The 16,824-nt window shown below is 61.9% G+C and carries 16 protein-coding genes; 10 read left to right on the top strand and 6 right to left on the bottom strand.

Annotation, left to right across the window (positions count from 1 at the left end):
• Nucleotides 1-87: 87 nt before the first annotated feature.
• From ccsB to ACWGXF_RS02770, 3 genes are all read right to left on the bottom strand, one after another.
• On the bottom strand, nt 88-1,422 hold the full coding sequence (gene ccsB / locus ACWGXF_RS02760) for a c-type cytochrome biogenesis protein CcsB (protein WP_256629761.1): 1,335 nt from the start codon (nt 1,420-1,422) through the stop codon (nt 88-90).
• Complete coding sequence (locus ACWGXF_RS02765; RefSeq protein ID WP_452101665.1) at nt 1,419-3,599, bottom strand: cytochrome c biogenesis protein ResB; 2,181 nt, start codon at nt 3,597-3,599, stop codon at nt 1,419-1,421. Before ACWGXF_RS02765 ends, ccsB begins: the two co-directional genes overlap by 4 nt.
• A gap of 130 nt (nt 3,600-3,729) precedes the next feature.
• Nucleotides 3,730-4,353 carry a c-type cytochrome gene (locus ACWGXF_RS02770; protein WP_003061979.1) on the bottom strand — a complete coding sequence of 208 codons (624 nt, stop codon included), beginning with the start codon at nt 4,351-4,353 and terminating at the stop codon, nt 3,730-3,732.
• Between the two features lie 77 nt (nt 4,354-4,430).
• On the opposite strand from ACWGXF_RS02770, the gene yihA reads away from it, so the two are divergent.
• A complete protein-coding gene (yihA, locus tag ACWGXF_RS02775) occupies nt 4,431-5,201 on the top strand; it encodes a ribosome biogenesis GTP-binding protein YihA/YsxC (protein ID WP_229228088.1) in 771 nt (256 codons plus the stop codon).
• Nucleotides 5,202-5,245: 44 nt separating this feature from the next.
• Nucleotides 5,246-6,163 (top strand): alpha/beta fold hydrolase, encoded by a 918-nt coding sequence (locus ACWGXF_RS02780; protein ID WP_229228086.1) that lies wholly within the window; start codon nt 5,246-5,248, stop codon nt 6,161-6,163.
• A 50-nt stretch (nt 6,164-6,213) separates the two neighbouring features.
• Here ACWGXF_RS02780 and ACWGXF_RS02785 read toward each other — a convergent pair whose 3' ends face one another.
• Entirely contained in the window at nt 6,214-7,095 is an 882-nt protein-coding gene (locus tag ACWGXF_RS02785; RefSeq protein ID WP_012837029.1) for a lysophospholipid acyltransferase family protein, read from the bottom strand.
• Nucleotides 7,092-7,943, bottom strand: a complete 852-nt coding sequence (locus tag ACWGXF_RS02790) for a lysophospholipid acyltransferase family protein (protein ID WP_034361321.1) — start codon at nt 7,941-7,943, stop codon at nt 7,092-7,094. Before ACWGXF_RS02790 ends, ACWGXF_RS02785 begins: the two co-directional genes overlap by 4 nt.
• 126 nt (nt 7,944-8,069) lie before the next feature.
• Here ACWGXF_RS02790 and metK point away from each other — a divergent pair, with 126 nt between their 5' ends.
• Complete coding sequence (metK, locus tag ACWGXF_RS02795; protein ID WP_039049572.1) at nt 8,070-9,257, top strand: methionine adenosyltransferase; 1,188 nt, start codon at nt 8,070-8,072, stop codon at nt 9,255-9,257.
• Nucleotides 9,258-9,451: 194 nt separating this feature from the next.
• The gene (locus tag ACWGXF_RS02800) at nt 9,452-9,625 is read left to right on the top strand and encodes a DUF1328 domain-containing protein (RefSeq protein ID WP_003058756.1); all 174 of its coding nucleotides are present in this window, start codon (nt 9,452-9,454) and stop codon (nt 9,623-9,625) included.
• A gap of 72 nt (nt 9,626-9,697) precedes the next feature.
• Here the strand turns inward: ACWGXF_RS02800 and ACWGXF_RS02805 are convergent, their stop codons facing one another.
• Complete coding sequence (locus ACWGXF_RS02805) at nt 9,698-10,381, bottom strand: NUDIX hydrolase (RefSeq protein ID WP_039049571.1); 684 nt, start codon at nt 10,379-10,381, stop codon at nt 9,698-9,700.
• A gap of 122 nt (nt 10,382-10,503) precedes the next feature.
• Between ACWGXF_RS02805 and ACWGXF_RS02810 the strand changes: the two genes are divergently transcribed.
• The 6 genes from ACWGXF_RS02810 to ACWGXF_RS02835 all read left to right on the top strand — a co-directional run bounded on the left by ACWGXF_RS02810 (nt 10,504) and on the right by ACWGXF_RS02835 (nt 16,814).
• Complete coding sequence (locus tag ACWGXF_RS02810; RefSeq protein ID WP_229228081.1) at nt 10,504-11,352, top strand: cysteine hydrolase family protein; 849 nt, start codon at nt 10,504-10,506, stop codon at nt 11,350-11,352.
• A gap of 68 nt (nt 11,353-11,420) precedes the next feature.
• On the top strand, nt 11,421-12,626 hold the full coding sequence (gene pncB / locus ACWGXF_RS02815) for a nicotinate phosphoribosyltransferase (RefSeq protein WP_054074456.1): 1,206 nt from the start codon (nt 11,421-11,423) through the stop codon (nt 12,624-12,626).
• Nucleotides 12,627-12,642: 16 nt separating this feature from the next.
• The gene (locus ACWGXF_RS02820) at nt 12,643-14,346 is read left to right on the top strand and encodes an NAD+ synthase (protein WP_229228080.1); all 1,704 of its coding nucleotides are present in this window, start codon (nt 12,643-12,645) and stop codon (nt 14,344-14,346) included.
• 219 nt (nt 14,347-14,565) lie between these two features.
• On the top strand, nt 14,566-15,726 hold the full coding sequence (locus ACWGXF_RS02825) for a bifunctional nicotinamide-nucleotide adenylyltransferase/Nudix hydroxylase (RefSeq protein ID WP_012837022.1): 1,161 nt from the start codon (nt 14,566-14,568) through the stop codon (nt 15,724-15,726).
• 66 nt (nt 15,727-15,792) lie between these two features.
• Complete coding sequence (locus ACWGXF_RS02830; protein WP_012837021.1) at nt 15,793-16,287, top strand: GNAT family N-acetyltransferase; 495 nt, start codon at nt 15,793-15,795, stop codon at nt 16,285-16,287.
• Between the two features lie 188 nt (nt 16,288-16,475).
• On the top strand, nt 16,476-16,814 hold the full coding sequence (locus ACWGXF_RS02835) for an H-NS histone family protein (protein WP_012837020.1): 339 nt from the start codon (nt 16,476-16,478) through the stop codon (nt 16,812-16,814).
• Nucleotides 16,815-16,824 lie beyond the last annotated feature (10 nt).

Genomic DNA, 16,824 nt, shown 5'->3' on the forward strand with positions numbered 1-16,824 from the left:
ATCAATGGTTTCAGATTGTTTTCAACCTGAAATCCTTACTCAATCAGCGCAAGCAGCTCCTGTTTTTTGGAGTGCTTGTTACGCGACCTACAGCTCGCCGTAGCTGTGCAGGCCCGACAGGAACATGTTCACGCCCAGGAAGGCAAAGGTGGTGACGGCCAGACCCGCCAGCGCCCACCAGGCGGACACCGTGCCGCGCAGGCCCTTCATCAGGCGCATATGCAGCCAGGCTGCATAGTTGAGCCAGACGATCAGTGCCCAGGTTTCCTTGGGGTCCCAGCTCCAGTAGCCGCCCCAGGCCTCGGCCGCCCACAGGGCGCCGAGCACGGTGGCGATGGTGAAAAAGGCAAAGCCCACGGCGATGGCCTTGTACATCACGTCGTCCAGAATCTCGAACGCAGGCAGGCGGGCCGCAATGCGCTTGCGCGAGAGCAGGATGCCGGCCACGATCAGGGCCGAGATGCCGAAGTACACCATCCAGTAGCTGCCGCCGTTCTCGGTCGCGCCCTTGCGAAAGACGATGGGCTCGAAGCACAGCACCACGCCCAGCAGCCACAGCGGCGCAAGCTTGTACCACTTGGTCTCGGTGGCCTGCAGCTTGATCAGATAGGCAAACGCCACCATGGCCGACAGCGCAAACGTGCCGTAGCCTATGAAGTTGGCGGGCACATGCAGCTTCATCCACCAGCTCTTGAGAGCCGGCACCAGGGGCTGAATCTCATGGGCCTGGCGCACCAGCGTGTACCAGAGCAGAAAGCCCACGGCCGCGCTGACCACCAGCATCACAAAGCCGCCCAGGGCACGCGTGTCGTAATGCTGCTCGTAGTACAGATAGAAAATGGCCGTCATCCAGCAGAACATGACGAACACTTCGTAGAGATTGCTGACGGGGATATGGCCGATGTCGGGACCCAGCAGATAGCTCTCGTACCAGCGCACCATGGTGCCAATCAGCGCCATGGCCACGGCCAGCCAGGCCAGGCGCGAGCCCAGCAGCGACATCACCGAGCGCTCGCCCTTGGCAAACACGCCTATCCAGTAGAACGCCGTGCTGATGAAGAACACCATGCTCATCCACAGGATGGCGGACTGGCTGGAGAGGAAGTACTTCAGGCCGAAGACAGTCTCCGACCGTGCCAGTTCGCCGCCATCTCCTCCCTGGTACAGACCGATGGCCATCAGCGAGAAGCCGGCCACGGTCAGCATCAGCACCGCCAGCGGGCGCCAGAACCAGCCCATCCAGATCATGGCCGGGATGGTCGCCAGCAAAATGCCCTTCTCATACACATCCATATAGGCGGCGTAGCGCTGCAGCGCATAGCCCAGGCCCACGGCCACCACGACCGCGAACAACCAGTCAAACCAGTTGCGGCGGGCGAAATAGCCTTCATTCAGAGTCAATGTCGTGGTTGCGGTGTTCATACAGAACCTCCGGGAGTCTTCTTTTGTAAGGGCTTGGCCCCGATCAGCTTGTCGGCCAGCATGACGAATTCGCGGTCGCCATCCATGGTCTTGCGGTTGGTGGACAAGGCCATGTTCGCATGGCTGCCACCATTCGCAGGGGTCAGCCAGATCCAGATGCGGCGGTCACGCACGTACAGCATGGCAAAAACGCCGATGATCAGGAAGAGGCAACCCAGGTAAACAATGTTTTTACCGGGAGCTCTCGCCACCTGGAACACGCTGGCCTGCACCTGCTTGAAGTCCTGCAGCATGAAGACCACGGGTGCCGGATAGAACTGCGCATCGCTGAGCGAGAACACCGATTGCGTCATGAAGGCCTGGGTCTTCTCGTCGTTCTCGAAAGGCTTGAGCCCTGCCTGCTGGCGTACCTGCTGGGCCAGCTCGAACAGCACGCCGTTGAGAATCCGCACCAGCACCTCGCCGGCGCGCTCGCGCTCGGCCTCGGGCACATTGCTGTCCATGAAGTCCGATATCGCCTGCAGACCCCCCAGTTGGCGGCCGTCAGGGCCCTTGAGCTTGGCGTCCTGACCGGCAAACAGCTCCAGCGCCTTGAGAGCGGACTGCGTCAGCGGCTCGGCCAGCTCGGGCTTGGAGACATCGACCGCCCGCTGCACATAGGCACGCGCCGCCTTTTCGGCCTGGGTCTTGCTCTGCATGGCCTGGCGCAGCTGCATGAAGGTGTTCATCGTGCCTTCAGGATCGGCAGGCACGCGCAGATAGCGCATCTGGTCGGCCTGGTTCTCACGCACGCCAAGCAGGAAGACGGGCTGGCCCTCGCCCGTGTCCACGGGCAGCATATAGTTCTGGAACTCGCGCGCCTGACCCGAGGCATCGCGCAGCTTGTAGCCCACGCTGGGGCCGATATTGCGCAAATCCTTTTTGTCCGTGGTCTTGTGGGCAGCGCCCAGACGCTCGTCGATAGCCTGCTTCAGATCGACCTTGCGCACATCGGTGCCGGCACCGCCCTTGTCCTGGCCGCCGAAGTTCTCCACATTGATGGTGCGCAGCGCCGTGTACTCCAGAGTCACCTTGTCCTGCTGGCCATCGGCCAGCTTGCGCACGAACTCGGTGGAGTTGCCGATCACGCCCTCCACGTCGAAGGGCTGGGAGACGCCATCCATGGGCACGGCATGCAGCTTGACGCTGGAGCCGCCGTCATCGAAGCTGCTCTGGTAGATCTCGATGCCCTTGTAGCTGGCCGGATGGTTCACTTCCACGCGCTTTTCCAGCTTCTCGCCGGTGGCGCGGTCATGAATCACTATATCGCTGGCAAACAGCTTGGGCATGCCGGTGGAGTAGTACTCCACGATGAATTTCTTGAGTTCCACCGAAAATGGCAGATCTTGCAGCAAGATGCCATCCGATTGATTCAGGATCGCAGTACCGGACTGCGTGCCTTCGGACACCATGAGGTTGCCGCGGAAGGTCGGGTTCTTGATCGACAGACGATGCTCTGGCGCCACGTCCGAGATCATGCCGCCGCCGGTATAAGGCGTTTTGCCGCCCAGCAGCATCTGGGCCCGCACGATGAGGTCGCCGTCAAACAGCCCGCCAATGCAGATCAGCACGATCGCGCAATGCGCGGCGATATAGCCCAGCTTGTTGGCCGCACCGGCCTTGGCTGACAGCATCCAGCCGGTACCGGGCCCGGCCGCCGTGTCGCGCTGCTGCATCTTGACCTTCCAGCCGCCAGACACCAGTTGCTGGCCGATGCGCTTGGCCGCCTCTTCGGTGCTGCCAGCCACATCCGCCTCGGCGCGATGATGGAAAGCCTTGAGGCTTTGCTCGCGGAGATTCTCCTTGTAGTTACGGATGTCGGCCAGATATTTGGGGGCATGACGGCTCACGCACAGCGAAGTGCTGATGACCAGGAAGGCCAGAATCAGCAGAAACCACCAGGCGCTGTAGACCGCATTGAGCTTCAGCGCCAGAAACAGCTGCGCCCAGAAGGGACCGAACTGGTTGACATAGTTGACCAGCGGTTCATGTTGCTTGAGCACCGTGCCGATGACCGATGCGATGCAGATCACCGTGAGCAGTGAAATCGCAAAGCGCATGGAGGCCAGCAACTCCAGAGTCGCGCGCACTGCCTGTGAGCGAGAGGAGTCACGATCGCGAAGTGGAAGGTCTGACATGAGGATGAGATAGAGCCGAACGCAAAAAGGCGGGCCATCTGCTGAACTAGCCGATGGGCCCGCCTGACTTGGGGGGTGCCAGATGCCTGAAAGTTCCCGGAGTCACCCGCGCATCTGGTGAAAAGGATTTTTAACGCAAGCCAGCTATATAGTCTGCCACGGCCTTGATTTCGCGATCATTAAGCTTGGCAGCAACCTGGGCCATGGGAATGCTATTGCTGCGCTTGCCGTCGCGGAAGTCCGTCAACGACTTCACGGTGTATTCCGCATGCTGACCCGACAGACGCGGGTACTGGGCCGGAATGCCGGAGCCGTTGGGGCTGTGGCAGCTCGCGCAGGCGGCAATCTGGCGATCCTGAATGCCGCCGCGATAAATGCGTTCACCCAGGGCGATGGAGTCCTTGTCCTTGGAGAAGCCGTTCTTGGGTGCCTGGGTATGCAGCCAGGCCGCAATGTTCTGCATGTCGCCATCGCTGAGCGTGGCGGCGAAGCCCTTCATCACCGGGTCGTTGCGCTTGCCATCCTTGAACTCGCGCAGCTGCTTGACCAGATACTCGGGGTGCTGGCCTGCCAGCTTGGGCTGCAGGGGAATGGTGGAATTGCCGTCTGCGGCGTGACAGGCGGCGCAAACCGCCCCATAACTGGCTTGCCCTTTGGCAGCATCCGCCTTCACAGGTGTTTCTCCCGCCGAAAATGCGGGGAAGGCAGGTGCTGCGAAAATGGCAGCAGTCAGCAAAGAGGCAAGCAACTTCATATCAAGGGGCTGGGTCTATTGTTGAGAGCGCGAATCCGTCAAATTCTACAATGGGCCTCCCTGAAATAGTTACCGTCATGACCCATGCTTCCCCGGATACCACTGCCGGAAAAACACTTTCTTTGATCGACAGCAAGCTTGCGATGGGCTGGATGCACACCGCGCGCTTTTTCACGACTGCGGCCCAGCTCAACCAGCTGCCCAAGGTCGAGGTTCCCGAGATTGCCTTCGTCGGTCGCTCCAACGCCGGCAAGTCCACCGCCATTAATACGCTGACCCAGCAAAAGCAGCTGGCTTTCGCCTCCAAGAAGCCTGGCCGCACCCAGCACATCAACCTGTTTGCTCTGGGCAAGCAGGGCGTGACCGATGCCGTGCTGGCCGACCTGCCCGGCTACGGCTACGCTGCCGTCTCGCGCACCGACAAGGAGCGCTGGCAGCGCGTCATGCTCAACTATCTGATGAGCCGCGAAAGCCTCTCCGCCGTGGTGCTGCTGTGCGATCCGCGCCTGGGTCTGACCGAACTCGACGAAGCCCTGCTGGATGCCATCCGTCCGCGCGTGGAGCAAGGTCTGAAGTTCCTCATCGTGCTGACCAAGGCCGACAAGCTGACCCGCGCCGAGCAGGCCAAGATCCTGTCCATCACCAAGCTCAATGCGGGCGGTGGCGAGGTGCGCCTGTTCTCCGCCCTCAAAAAGCAGGGCGTGGACGATGTGGCCCAGTTGCTGTGGCACTGGTGCCACCCCGAGGGGTTGCCCCAGGCGGGGACGCCCCAGGCGGGAATGCCCCAGGCGGCTCCCGTCACCCAAGCGACGCCCGCAGACGAGACACCTGCGCAAAATCAGCCATAGGCGCTTATCTTGCAAGCGCCAGAAGCTACAAAAAGGAGAGCTTCATGGTCATGACTTGCACGCATACCCTGTCCACAGGGGTTGAACTGGAATGCCGCACCAGCGGCGAGCCGGGTCAGCCCCTGTTGCTGTTTCTGCACGGTTTCCCCGAAGGCGCTTTCATCTGGGATGCGCTGCTTGAGCAATTCGGCAGCCGCTACCGCTGCGTGGCGCCCAATCTGCGCGGCTATGGCCGCTCCAGCCAACCCACATCCATCAGCGACTACCGTGCCAAATACCTGGTGGAGGATCTTGCCGCCCTGATTGCGCTGGAAAGCCCTGCCAAGCGCGCTGCCTGCGTGATTGCCCATGATTGGGGCGGTGCCGTGGCCTGGGGCCTGGCCAACCGCTATCCCCAGCAGCTTGAACGGCTGCTCATACTCAACTCCCCGCATCCCGGCAGCTTCTTGCGCGAACTTCAGTCCAACCCTGTGCAGCAGTCCGCCAGCCAGTACATGCATTTTCTGCGCCGGCCCGACGCCCCCGAGCTGCTGGCTGAAAACGGCTGGCAGCGCATGCTGGGATTCTTTCAGAACCCCGACGGCAGCATGCCCGCATGGCTGACGCCCGAGCGTCAGCAGCAATACCGCGAGCATTGGGATCTGGGCGTGCACGGTGCTTGCATGTTCTACGCTGCCAGCCCGCTGGTACCGCCCCGACCCGGCGGCAGCGCCGATGAGCTGCAGGACATTCGCGAGCTCAGCCTGCCCGATGAAATGCTGCACATCCCTGTGCCGGTGCGCATTCTCTGGGGCGATAGCGACCTGGCACTGCAGCCCGCCTTGCTGCATGGGCTGGAGCAATGGGTGCCGCAGCTTGCGATAGAGCATCTGCAAGGCTGCAGTCACTGGGTGGTCCACGAGAGGCCGGAGGCCGTGCAGCGCGCTCTGGCGGAGTTTCTTTCAGCGCCAGCTCGCTCCTGAAAAGGAAGCCTCTGGCGCCCATGCCATCAGGCATGGAAACGATTTGACGCCTATTTCCCGGAGTACAGCGATGGCTCGCCATCGGGGCGCGTCTTGAAGCGCTTGTGCACCCAGTAATACTGCGGAACCATGGTCATGATGGCGGCCTGCAGCTCGCGGTTCATGCGGGCGGTGTCGGCCACATGGTCGTCGGTCGGGAAGTTCTCCCAGGCCGGCGTCAACTCGGCCACATAGCCTTCAGGCGTCATGCGGTTGTAGAGCGCCACCACCTTGGCCTTGCCCAGACGCGCAAAGCGCGAAAGCGAGGGAATCGTGGCCGTGTTTTCCACCGCAAAAAAGGGCACGAACACCGAATCGTTCTTGCCATAGTCCATATCGGGCAGCAGATACAGCAGCCCGCCCTTGCGCAGGCACTGGATGATGGGCTTGACGCCATCGGCACGATTGAGCATCTTCACATTGCCGAAGCGCTGACGGCCATTCATGAACCAGGCATCCAGGTCCGGATCGGGATTGGTGGCAAAGATGGAGGTGAACTCGCGCTCGGTATTGAGCGGCAGGGCCAGGCCACCGGCATCCATGCTGTAGAAATGCGGCGCGAAGACGATGGTGGGCGTATCGCCTTCCAGCTCATGCGTGGCTCCGACCAGCTTGACACGGCTGCGCACCAGCTCCTCCGATCCGAACCACAGCCAGCTTCTATCGAGAAAAGTCTGGCAAAAGACCTCAAAAGACTCTTTCGCCCAGGCTTTGCGCTGCGCCTCAGGCACATCGGGAAAGCACAGCTCGAAATTGCGCAGTGCGATGCGCCGGCGCTGGCCCGCCACCACAAACAGCACACGCCCCACACACTTGCCCAGGCCACGCAGCACGGGCAGCGGCAGCTTGGCCAGCACATGCATGCAGCCGATAGCGATCTTGCTGGCGCTCATGCCTTCTCCCCCGAGAGTTGCTTGTCTTCACGCGGCTGCTTGTAGCGGCCATAGCCCCACAGGTATTGCTGCGGAGACTGGCGGATGGTGGTTTCCATGGCGTGATTGATCAGCGCCACGGTGGCTTCCAGCGATTGAGATTCGGGCACAGGCAATTCCTCTAGATACAGCGTGTAGCCCCGCCCCCAGGACTTGCGCTCGCACCGCGCCACGATGACCGTGGCCCCGGTTTGCAGCACCAGGCGTGCCGCCAATGTCATCGTATACGCATCACGGCCGAAAAAAGGCGACCAGATGCCCAGACCGTTGGGCGGCACCTGATCGGGCAGCAGCCCCACGGCCGCACCCTGGCGCAGCGCCTTGATCATCTGGCGCACACCCGCGAGAGTGGTGGGAACGGCCTGAACGCCAGGACGATTGCGCGCGGTTTCCAGAATTTCGGCCAGCCAGCCCTGACGTGCGGGGCGGTAGAGCACGGTGATTGCGCCATGCCGGTCCGACCAGCGCCGCGCCGCGGCCTGCACGGACATCTCGAAGCAACCCAGATGCGGCGTGAGAAACACAATGCCCTTGCCACGCGCATAGGCCTGCTCGGCCACGGCTCCATTGACGATATCGCAATCCGGCAACTGGCCCAGCCAGATGCGCGGCATCTCGAACACCATGCGACCCGCATGTCCCACCGCAGCCCTGACCTGCGCAAATGCATAGCCAGCCTGCGCCGCATTGGCTGCAAATCGGCGCCGATAGGTGGGAGATAGCACCCAGGTCACCCACCCCATGGCCGCACCAAGGCCATGCAATAGCCATAAAGGCAGTGCAGCAAACAGTCGAAACAGGGAAGGCATTAGAATAGCGGGGTCGCTGAGTTAAAGAGCAACTTGCAGGGCGACGTAAAAACAAAACTGCTAAAGCGTTCGCCAGACTTCGAAGCTCGGGCAACGCAATTGCCCAAGCTACAAGGAGTTATATCAATGGCGAACAGCGATTTTCTGTTTACCTCGGAATCGGTTTCTGAAGGCCACCCCGACAAGGTCGCCGACCAGATCTCTGACGCGATTCTGGACGCTATTTTCACCCAAGACCCGCACAGCCGCGTGGCTGCCGAGACACTGACCAACACCGGTCTGGTGGTATTGGCCGGTGAAATCACCACCGGTGCAAATGTGGACTACATCCAGGTCGCACGCGACACCATCAAGCGCATCGGCTACGACAACACCGAATACGGCATCGACTACAAGGGTTGCTCGGTACTCGTCGCCTACGACAAGCAAAGCCAGGACATCGCCCAGGGTGTGGACAAGGCCAGCGATGACGAGCTGAACACCGGCGCTGGCGACCAGGGCCTGATGTTCGGCTATGCCTGCGACGAAACGCCCGAGCTGATGCCCGCGCCCATCTATTACGCACACCGCCTGATGGAACGCCAGGCCCAGTTGCGCAAGGATGGCCGCCTGCCTTTCCTGCGCCCCGACGCCAAGAGCCAGGTGACCCTGCGTTATGTGGACGGCAAGCCCCACAGCATCGACACCGTGGTGCTGTCCACCCAGCACAGCCCCGATCAGTCGGAAACGGCAACCAAGATGAAGGCATCGTTCACCGAAGCCATCATCGAAGAGATCATCAAGCCCGTGCTGCCCTCCGAGTGGCTGCAAGAGACCAAGTACCTGATCAACCCCACCGGTCGCTTCGTCGTGGGCGGCCCTCAGGGCGACTGCGGCCTGACCGGCCGCAAGATCATCGTGGACACCTACGGCGGTGCCTGCCCCCATGGCGGCGGTGCCTTCTCCGGCAAGGATCCAACCAAGGTGGACCGCTCGGCCGCCTACGCCGCCCGCTATGTGGCCAAGAACGTGGTGGCCGCCGGTCTGGCGCGCCAGTGCCAGGTGCAGGTCGCTTACGCCATCGGCGTGGCCCGCCCCATGAACATCACCGTGTACACCGAAGGCACGGGCGTGATTCCCGATGCGGAAATCGCCAAGCTGGTGGCCGCGCATTTCGACCTGCGCCCCAAGGGCATCATCCAGATGCTGGATCTGCTGCGCCCCATCTACAGCAAGACCGCAGCTTACGGTCACTTCGGTCGCGAAGAGCCCGAGTTCACCTGGGAACGCACCGACAAGGCGGCTTTGCTGCGCGCCGCTGCCGGTCTGAAGTGATTCGGACACCCGCAAAAGCGGGCCTGAGGATATGAGGGCTTGAGCCCTCAAGCCTCGTCAATAAGCCATCGCGAACCATCGCGGTGGCTTTTTTGTTGTCGGATCAAGCCGACAAGGATTTTCCCCAAATGAGCACCATGGGTCCGCGCCTGGCGACTTAGTCTCGAGACATCGCTTCAGACAAAGGAGTTCCGATGCTCAAGTGGGCCATTATTTTTGCCATCATTTCCCTGGTGGCCGGTGTTTTCGGCTTTACCGGCGTAGCCGCGGGCGCAGCCGGCATAGCCAAGATCCTGTTCTTTATTTTCATTGCCGTTGCCGTGATCTTCGTGGTTCTTGCCCTGCTGGGCATCGGCGCAGTCAGCTAGTCGACGCAGCCGGCCCCCGAAACACCAACCCAAATGCCTGCCTTGTGCAGGCATTTTTCATGCAGGCTGGCCTCAAAGTCCCCGGGCAGTCAGCGCCAGCGTCTGGCTGAAGCCGGGCTTGGCCCGGTAAAGCTGGGCGGGCCGGTGCGCCCCGCCACCTTGCATGGCCCCTGGCACGGCTTCCAGCCAGTCCATCTCGTCCATCTTGCGCCTGAAGCTGACCTTGTTCAGCGGCTCGCCCAGAATGTTTTCATAGACCTGCTGCAGCTGCGGCAGCGTGAAGGTTTCGCCGCACAGATGCACGGGCAAGGAGGAATACAGGCTTTTGCTGCGCACGCGCTCCAAGGCTGCGTCCAGAATGGCACGGTGATCGAACGGCAGCTGCGGCAGAGCCGAGAGCGGCACCACGCTGATATCGAAGCGATCGGGGGGCAGGTTCTGCACGGGCAGCAGAGCGCAATAGGCGATTGCCACCGACCAGCCGCGCGGATCGCGTGCCGGGCCGCTGAAAGTGGCCAGCTGCTCCAGATATGCACCTTCTATGCCCACCTTGGTTCTGAGCACGCGCGCCGCACTGGCCTTGGCGTCCGCATCCTCATCGGTATGAATAAAGCCGCCAGGCAAGGCCCACACCCCGGCAAAAGGCGCCGCCTGACGACGCAGCAGCACGGCATGCAGCTGCTGCTCCACCAGGGTCAGCAGCACCACATCCACACTCACCTGCACGGCTTCCCTGTGCTCACTGCTTTGATTCACTTTTTTACCAACTTAGTTTTTCTTGCCTGATTATTTCACAGCAATCTAAAAATACTTAGTTGCAAAAATATTTTAAGTGTTTTAGACTGCAGACATTGCATCTCGCATGAAAGCTGAACACCATGAGTCATCCACAAGCCCAGCTGCTCATCATTGACCCGCAAAACGACTTCTGCGACCTGCCTGCCGACTGGTGCCCCCGCTCACCAGACACTCATCAGCTGATAGCACCCAGCCTTGCGGTGGCGGGCGCTCATGCCGATATGCAGCGCCTGAGCAGTTGGATGGCAGCCCAGGGAGACAAGCTGGACCAGATCACCATCACTCTGGACTCGCACCAGGCTTATGACATTGCCCACCCCGCCTTCTGGCAGCAGCGCGATGGCCATGCCGTCCTGCCATTCACCTCGATCACGGCAGCGCAGGTGCGTGCCGGCGACTATGCGCCGCGCAACGCTGCCGAGCGCGAACGCACTCTGCAATACCTGGATCAGCTGGAGGCCCAGGGCAGCTACACCCTCATGGTCTGGCCGCTGCACTGCGAGATAGGCAGCTGGGGCCATGGCATGCATGCCGGCGTGCTCGCGGCCTGCCGCCAGTGGCAGGAGCTGCAGCACCGTGCCACCCGCAATGTCTTCAAGGGCATGAACCCCTGGACCGAGCACTACAGCGCCATTCGTGCCGAGGTTCCCGACCCGCAGGATGATGAGACCGGCTTGAACACCGCCTTGCTGGCCCAGTTGCGCCAGAGCAGCACCCTGGTGATCGCGGGCGAGGCCAGCAGCCACTGCGTGCGCGCCACCACCGAGCACATCGTGGAGCACTGGGGCAGCAACGACTACTCGCGTATCGTGCTGCTGACGGACTGCATGAGCCCGGTCGCCGGATTCGAGGCCGCGCACCAGGACTTCCTGCAGCGCATGCGCGCAACCGGTGTACGCTGCGAAACCAGTGCCAGCTTTGGCTTATGAGACAAATCGGCCTCTAGCTCCCATGGATAAAGCGCTAGCAGCTCATATTTTTTGAAAAGAAGAACGGCATGAAGCCCATCATCACCAGCCTGCTGGACACCGACCTCTACAAATTCACGATGTGGCAGGCCATGCTGCACCGCCACCCCCAGACCGAGGCCGAGTACGAATTTGTCTGCCGCACGCCCACGGCCTTCCCGCTGGCCGAGCTGCTGCCCGAGGTGGAACGCGAGCTGGACGCCCTGTGCAGCCTGCGCTTTGACCAGGGCGAGCTGGACTACCTGGCCGGCCTGCGTTTCATGAAGAGCGACTTCATCGACTTTCTGCGCATCTTCCAGTTCCAGCGCGCCTTCATCCGCGCCTGGGCCGAAGGCGACCGGCTCCATATCGTGGCCAAGGGCCCGCAAGTCCATGTGATGGGCTTCGAGATCTATGTGCTGGCCATCGTCAACGAGCTGTATTTTCGCCGCTTCGATGCCGATGCCGCCCTTGTCGAAGGCCGCAAGCGCCTCCAGGTCAAGCTGGCCCAGCTCAAGCATCTGGCTGTCGAGGCCAGGCTGCGCAACCCCTTCGAGCTGTTCGACTTCGGCGTGCGCCGCCGCTTCTCGGGAGCCTGGCAACGCGAGGTGGTGCAGGCTTTTGCCCAGGAGACCGCGCAGTGGTTCAAGGGCACGTCCAACGTGCTGCTGGCTCGTGATCTGAACCTGGTCCCCATTGGCACCATGGCCCATGAGTATCTGCAGACCTATCAGGCCCTGGGCGTGCGCCTGCGCGACTTCCAGGTGGCCGCCCTCGAGGACTGGGTGCAGGAATACCGCGGCGACCTCGGTATCGCCCTGACCGATACCGTGGGCATGGACGCCTTTCTGGCCGACTTCGACATGTACTTTGCCAAGCTCTTCGACGGCCTGCGCCATGACTCCGGCGATCCCTTCGAGTGGGGCGAGAAGGCCATTGCCCACTATGAAAAGCTGCGCATTGCGCCGCAGAGCAAGCGCCTGGTGTTCTCGGACGGACTCGATCTGGACACGGCACTGGCGCTCTACCACCGCTTTGCCGATCGCATCCAGTGCGGCTTCGGCATAGGCACGCGATTGACCAATGACATGGGACTGACCACGATCAATATCGTGATGAAGCTGACCCATGCCAACGGCCAACCCGTGGCCAAGATTTCGGACTCGCCCGGCAAGACGCTGTGCAACGACGAGACCTATCTGGCCTATCTGCGCCAGGTCTTCAACATTCCTGAGCCTGCTGCCAAGGCCGCCTGATTCCCTGGAGAAAACCATGCTGAAAGTCACCCTCGCCCAGCTCAACTACATGGTGGGCGACATCAGCGGCAATATCCGCCGCATGAGAGAAGCCGCAACCAGGGCGGCGGCCGAACAGGCCGATCTGGTGGTGTTTTCCGAGCTGTCGCTGTGCGGCTACTACCCCGGCGACCTGCTGGACGAGCCCAGCTTTCTGCAAAGACTCGATGCAGGTCTGCAGGAGTTGCTGCAGGCCACGTGCCAGTTCCCCGATCTGCACTGGGTCGTGGGAGCGCCCACTCGCCACGATGGCCCCGGCAAACCGCTGCACAACAGCCTGCTGGTGCTCAAGAACGGACAGATCCGCCTGCAGTACGACAAGCAACTGCTGCCCACCTACAACATCTTTGACGAGCGCCGCCACTTCGAGCCCGGGGCCGACACGGCCAAGGTGCTGCGCGTGGGCAACTGCCAGGTGGGCTTTCTGGTCTGCGAGGACGGCTGGAACGACCAGGGCGCCGACTACGCCACCAACCCGTTCGTGCGCATGGGCGATGCGGCCCCCGATCTGGTCATCAGCATCAACGCCAGCCCCAGCCACCTGGGCAAGCGCGAGCAGCGCCATGAGGTCTTCACCCAGGCGGCGGCGCGCCACAAGCTGGCCATCCTCTACATCAACCAGATCGGCGGCCAGGACCAGATCGTGTTCGACGGCGCATCGTTTGCCGTCGAGCCCGAGGCGGGACTGGTTTTTGAAGCCAGGCGCTTCGAAGAAGATGTCTGCACGCTGGAGCTGAATGCGCAGGGCCGGTTTCAGGCCTGTGACGGCACGGCCTTGCCTGCCGTGCCGACGCAAGGCCTGCCCACCATGGAGTTCTACCGCCAGCAGATCGTGCTGGGCCTGCGCGACTATGCGCGCCGCTGCGGCTTCCAGCAGGTGGTGGTGGGCAGCTCGGGCGGCATCGATTCGGCATTGACGCTGGCCCTGGCCGTCGATGCCCTGGGGGCGGACAACGTGGTCGGCATCACCATGCCGTCGAGCTACTCCTCGGCGGGCTCGGTCGACGACTCCGTGCAGCTGTGCCGCAATCTGGGCATCAGACTCTACGAGCATCCGATCAAGGAGCTGGTCACCACCTATGCACGCCAGTTCGAGGCCAGCTTTGGCGAACCGCTCAAGGGTCTGGCGCTGGAGAATCTGCAGGCCCGCGCACGCGGCACCACGCTGATGGAGTTCTCCAATGCCTTCGGTCATCTGCTGCTGACCACGGGCAACAAGTCCGAAGTCTCGGTGGGCTATTGCACCCTCTATGGCGACACCAACGGCGGTCTGGGTCTGCTCGGCGATCTGTACAAGACCGAGGTCTTCGAGCTGTCACGCCATATCAACCGCCATGCGGGCCGCGAGCTGATCCCGCAGGCCATCATCGACAAGCCGCCCTCGGCCGAACTGGCTCCCGGCCAGAAGGACGAGGACAGCCTGCCGCCCTATGCCGTGCTCGACGAGATTCTCAAATGGCATATCGAGGGCCAGCATCTGTCGAACAAGGAATATGCGCAGGCCGCGGCCTTTGTGGCCAAGCTGCGCACCCAGGCCGGCGGGCCCGAGACCATTGCCCGCGTGCAGAAGCTGGTGTTCCGCAGCGAATACAAGCGCCGCCAGGCTCCGCCCATGCTCAGAGTACGCCCACGGGCCTTTGGCACGGGCCGGCAGATGCCGATTGCGGCACACTACGAATAGCAATGCCCGGCACCCGCTTGAGACATGGTGGCAAAGCCTTGCAGCACCTTGGGTGTGGTCGAGCGCCTGGCAGCCTGTCTCGAATGCCGACTTTGGCCGTGCCGGGCCTGGCTAAACATTTAAAAATGTGAGCTACTCTCGCTTACCCAGTAAGTGTTTAGCGCGTTTTCACCAATATTTGCCCTTGCGGGCGCCGATTTCTGTACGGGTTTCGCTCTCATGCCTCAAGCCAGTCCCAACACCTCCAGCAAGCGTGTCATCGCCGCCGCCCCCGAGATCCTGCCCACCTCCGTGCCCCTGCATACCGCCGTGCTGATCGGCCGCTTTCAGCCACTGCACAACGGCCATATGGCCTTGCTGCATGCCGCACTGGAGCGGGCTCGCCAGGTCGTGGTGGTGCTGGGCAGCGCCTGGCAGGCACCCAATCCCAAAAACCCGTTCAGCTGGCAGGAGCGCGCGCAGATGCTGCGCAATGCGCTATCGAAAGAGGATGCCGAGCGCGTGCGCTGCGTTCCCGTGCGCGACTACTACAACGAGCCGCTGTGGGTGCATGCCGTGCGCGAAGCCGTGCAGGCCCATGTGCCCGAGGGCGCGAGCGTGGCCCTGGTCGGGCATTTCAAGGACTCCAGCAGCAGCTATCTGGCCCGCTTTCCGGGCTGGGAGCTGATCAGCCTGCCGCGCCTGGGCCAGTTCGACGCCACGCCGCTGCGCGAAATCTTCTTTGGCGAAGGCGGCGCCTCGCCCGAAACCATGGATGCCGCTCTGGCCAGGCTTTCCTCCCAGATGCCCGAGAGCACGCTGGACTTTCTGCGCCGCTGGGCCCAGACACCGCTGTATCTGCGCCTGCAAAAAGAATGGCATATGCTGCAGGACTACAAGCGGGCCTGGGCCAAGGCGCCTTATGCACCGGTGTTCGTCACCGTGGATGCGCTGCTGCGCTGCCGTGCCAAGGGCCAGGACCAGGTTCTGCTGATCCAGCGCGGCCATGCGCCGGGCCAGGGCCTCTGGGCACTGCCCGGCGGGTTTCTCGAGCAGCGTGACAGCCTCTGGCAATCCTGCATGCGCGAGCTGCGTGAAGAGACTTGCTCCTCCATCAGCGAGGCCGATCTGCTGGCGGCCCTGCAGGCCGTGCAGGTCTTCGATCACCCGGACCGCAGCCTGCGCGGGCGTACCATCACCCATGTGCACTATCTGGACCTGGGCGTGCAGCCCAGCCTGCCCCCGGTACAAGGCGCGGACGACGCCGCCCTGGCCCGCTGGGTGCCGATTGCCGATCTGCCCCGCATGGAAGCCGAGTTCTTCGAGGACCATTTCCAGATCCTGTGCCAGTTCCTACCCGTGACTCTGGCTCAGAGCGAGCCCGAGCTCCAGGTCGCCTGAGAGAACAAAACCATAGCTTAAAGCGCTTTACCATCAATAGCTTGAGCTACTTTTCCCCGTTATTCCATGAGCCAGCTCCATATCCGCCCCGCCACCGAGCAAGACATCGACCTGATCCTGCACTTCGTACGTGAACTCGCCATCTATGAAAAGGCCGAGCATGAGGTCAAGGCCACGCCCGACCATGTGCGTCGCACGCTGTTCTGCGCCAACCCTTCTGTCTTTGGACTGATCTGCGAGATCGAGGGCAAGGCCGTGGGCTTTGCCGTGTATTTCTTCAACTATTCCACCTGGCAGGGCCAGCATGGCCTGTATCTGGAAGATCTGTACATCACTCCCGACGCCCGCGGCCACGGCGCCGGCAAGGCCCTGCTCCAGCATCTGGCCCGGATCGCCATGGAAAAGGACTGCGGCCGCTTTGAATGGAGTTGCCTGGACTGGAACACGCCCTCCATCAAGTTCTATGACAGCCTGGGCGCTCTGCCACAGACCGAGTGGATCCGCTATCGCATGACGGGCTCGGCCCTGCAGGCCATGGCCACGGGTGACAAACAGGCTTGAGCCCCAGACCGGATCATCCAGAGTGATGTGTGCAGCCCTTCGAAGTGATGTGCGCCCCTTTGCAGATTGAGTGTACGCAACATCAACAATGCGGCGCGTTCGCGCTTGGGCCAGAATGAATGGTTTTGCAAAGCAATAACCAAGGCGGCAATCAGTGCTGACCTTTCACACTATCTCTGGAATCCAGAATGCCAAGCTATCAAGAACTCATCGCTCAGAAAAATGCGCTGGACAAGCGCATCGAAGAAGCGCGCAGCACCGAAGCCAAGGAAGCCCTGGCCACCGTCAAGCAACTGATCGCCACCTTCGGCTTTACCTCTCAGCAGGTTTTCCCCTGGAAGCCTGAAGAAAAGAAAAAGGTCGAAGCCAGGTACTACGACCCCGAAAGTGGTGCGACCTGGACCGGCCGCGGCAAGCCCCCGAAGTGGATCGAAGGCAAGGATCGCGGCCAGTACGAGATCAAGACCACGCCTACCGTGGACTTCAGCGCCCCTCGCGACGAAAAAAACCCGTTCCCGGTTCAATAAGCGGCCCGGC

Source organism: Comamonas sp. HJ-2, assembly GCF_053615495.1.

Bases quoted from the DNA above. Each gene is read 5' to 3' on its own strand.
- ACWGXF_RS02820 (WP_229228080.1), top strand. From the start codon at position 12,643: ATGCTGAAAGTCACCCTCGCCCAGCTCAACTACATGGTGGGCGACATC.
- ACWGXF_RS02785 (WP_012837029.1), bottom strand. From the start codon at position 7,095: ATGAGCGCCAGCAAGATCGCTATCGGCTGCATGCATGTGCTGGCCAAG.
- metK (WP_039049572.1), top strand. From the start codon at position 8,070: ATGGCGAACAGCGATTTTCTGTTTACCTCGGAATCGGTTTCTGAAGGC.
- pncB (WP_054074456.1), top strand. From the start codon at position 11,421: ATGAAGCCCATCATCACCAGCCTGCTGGACACCGACCTCTACAAATTC.
- ACWGXF_RS02825 (WP_012837022.1), top strand. From the start codon at position 14,566: ATGCCTCAAGCCAGTCCCAACACCTCCAGCAAGCGTGTCATCGCCGCC.
- ACWGXF_RS02765 (WP_452101665.1), bottom strand. From the start codon at position 3,599: ATGTCAGACCTTCCACTTCGCGATCGTGACTCCTCTCGCTCACAGGCA.
- ACWGXF_RS02835 (WP_012837020.1), top strand. From the start codon at position 16,476: ATGCCAAGCTATCAAGAACTCATCGCTCAGAAAAATGCGCTGGACAAG.
- ACWGXF_RS02830 (WP_012837021.1), top strand. From the start codon at position 15,793: ATGAGCCAGCTCCATATCCGCCCCGCCACCGAGCAAGACATCGACCTG.
- ACWGXF_RS02810 (WP_229228081.1), top strand. From the start codon at position 10,504: ATGAGTCATCCACAAGCCCAGCTGCTCATCATTGACCCGCAAAACGAC.
- ACWGXF_RS02800 (WP_003058756.1), top strand. From the start codon at position 9,452: ATGCTCAAGTGGGCCATTATTTTTGCCATCATTTCCCTGGTGGCCGGT.
- ACWGXF_RS02780 (WP_229228086.1), top strand. From the start codon at position 5,246: ATGGTCATGACTTGCACGCATACCCTGTCCACAGGGGTTGAACTGGAA.
- ccsB (WP_256629761.1), bottom strand. From the start codon at position 1,422: ATGAACACCGCAACCACGACATTGACTCTGAATGAAGGCTATTTCGCC.
- yihA (WP_229228088.1), top strand. From the start codon at position 4,431: ATGACCCATGCTTCCCCGGATACCACTGCCGGAAAAACACTTTCTTTG.
- ACWGXF_RS02790 (WP_034361321.1), bottom strand. From the start codon at position 7,943: ATGCCTTCCCTGTTTCGACTGTTTGCTGCACTGCCTTTATGGCTATTG.
- ACWGXF_RS02770 (WP_003061979.1), bottom strand. From the start codon at position 4,353: ATGAAGTTGCTTGCCTCTTTGCTGACTGCTGCCATTTTCGCAGCACCT.